At 70.0% G+C, this 1,862-nt stretch carries 1 protein-coding gene and 1 pseudogene; both read left to right on the forward strand.

What is annotated here, in order from left to right; genetic code table 11:
- Positions 1-91: 91 nt before the first annotated feature.
- Positions 92-1,219 (forward strand): DUF917 domain-containing protein, encoded by a 1,128-nt coding sequence (locus HUK84_RS16695; RefSeq protein WP_176641281.1) that lies wholly within the window; start codon positions 92-94, stop codon positions 1,217-1,219.
- Positions 1,216-1,862: pseudogene (locus tag HUK84_RS16700) on the forward strand (urocanate hydratase); the annotation flags it as partial. The gene HUK84_RS16695 and the pseudogene HUK84_RS16700, both read left to right, overlap by 4 nt.

The raw sequence follows: 1,862 nt of genomic DNA on the forward strand, positions 1-1,862 counted from the left end.
CCCGACGACGCCGCGCGGGGCGCGCGCGTGCTCGCCGATACCATGCTGGCCTGCGACCGCGGGCCGTAACCGCACGAAAGGGATACCCGTCATGGGCAGAATTCTGGTCGAAAAGGACGTCGAATCCGCGATATGCGGCGGGTCGATCTTCGCCTGCGGCGGCGGCGGCTGGGTCGAGCACGGGCGCATGCTCGGCACGGCGGCGGTCAATGCCGGCCGGCCGGAGCTCGTGGCCCTCGACGAAATCGCCGATGACGCCATCATCGCCACCGCCGCCGCGATCGGCGCGCCGGCCGGCACCACCGACTGGCAGATGCTGGGCGTCGATTACGTCAACGCCGTGCGCCTGGTGCAGAAGGAACTGGGCGCCCCCATCTACGGGCTGATGATCGGCCAGAACGGCAAGTCCAGCACGCTGAACGCCTGGCTGCCCGGCGCGATCCTCGGCACCAAGGTGGTCGACGCCGTGGGCGACATGCGCGCCCACCCGACTGGCGACATGGGATCGATCGGCATGGCCAACTCGCCCGAAACCATGATCCAGGCGGCCGTGGGCGGCAACCGCGCGCGCAACGCCTATATCGAGATGGTCGCCAGGGGCGCCACCGCCCGCATCTCGCCGATCCTGCGCACCGCGTCCGACATGTCGGGCGGCTTCATCGCCTCCTGCCGCAATCCGCTCCCGGCCCGGTACGTGAAACGCCACGCCGCCGCCGGCGGCATCTCCCGCGCCCTCGCACTGGGCGAGGCCGTGCTCGCCGCCCGGGCAAAAGGCGGCCACACAGTCGTCGACACGATCGTCCGGGTGCTGGACGGCACGATCCTGGCCCGGGGCCGGGTGAGCCGCAAATCCGTCACCTACACGCCCGACGCCTTCGATGTCGGCACGATCACGGTCGGCCGGGGCGATTCCGCGCTGACCCTGCACGTCATGAACGAATACATGGCGGTCGACGACGCCGGCGGCACGCGCCGCGCCTCCTTCCCCGACATCATCACCACGCTGGCGCCCGACGGCTACCCGCTCAGCGTCGGCGAAATCACCGAGGGCACGGAACTGCTCGTCCTGCACGTGGACAGGACGAAATTCCCGCTCTCCTCCTCGGTCCTCGATCCCGCCGTCTACCCGCCGGTCGAACGCGCCCTGGGCATCGACCTGGCGACCTACGCGCTGGCGCCGGCCGCGCCGTCCACGCCGACACAAGGGAACGCTCCATGACCCATCGCCATTTCGGCCTGGCCTCCGGCACCAATCTGCGCTGTCGCGGCTGGCGGCAGGAAGGATTGCTCCGCCTGCTGGAAAACGTCCTGTCGGTCGCCGAGGACCCGGACAATCTCGTGGTCTACGCCGCCCTGGGCAAGGCGGCGCGCGACTGGCCCGCGCACGACGCCATCGTGCGCGCGCTCACGACGATGGATGAGGACGAGACCCTGATCGTGCAGTCCGGCAAGCCGATCGGCCTGGTCAAGACCCATTCCCGCGCCCCGATCGTGGTGATGGCCAACTGCAACATGGTCGGCCAATGGGCCAGGGCCGAGGAATTCTACCGGCTCGAAAAACAGGGCCTGATCTGCTGGGGCGGGCTGACCGCCGGCGACTGGCAATATATCGGCTCGCAGGGCGTCATCCAGGGCACGTACGAAATCTTCCGCCGCATCGCCGACCGCCATTTCGACGGCACCCTGGCCGGGCGGCTGATCCTGACCTCCGGGCTGGGCGGCATGGGCGGGGCGCAGCCGCTGGCCGGGCGTCTGGCCGGGGCGGTCATCCTCTGCGTCGAGATCGACCCCGCGCGCATCGCCAGGCGGATCGACAGCGGCTATCTCCAGCACCGCGCCGAAACCCTCGACGACGCGCTGGC

This window comes from Nguyenibacter vanlangensis (assembly GCF_013376155.1).
Taxonomy (GTDB): Bacteria; Pseudomonadota; Alphaproteobacteria; order Acetobacterales; family Acetobacteraceae; genus Gluconacetobacter; species Gluconacetobacter vanlangensis.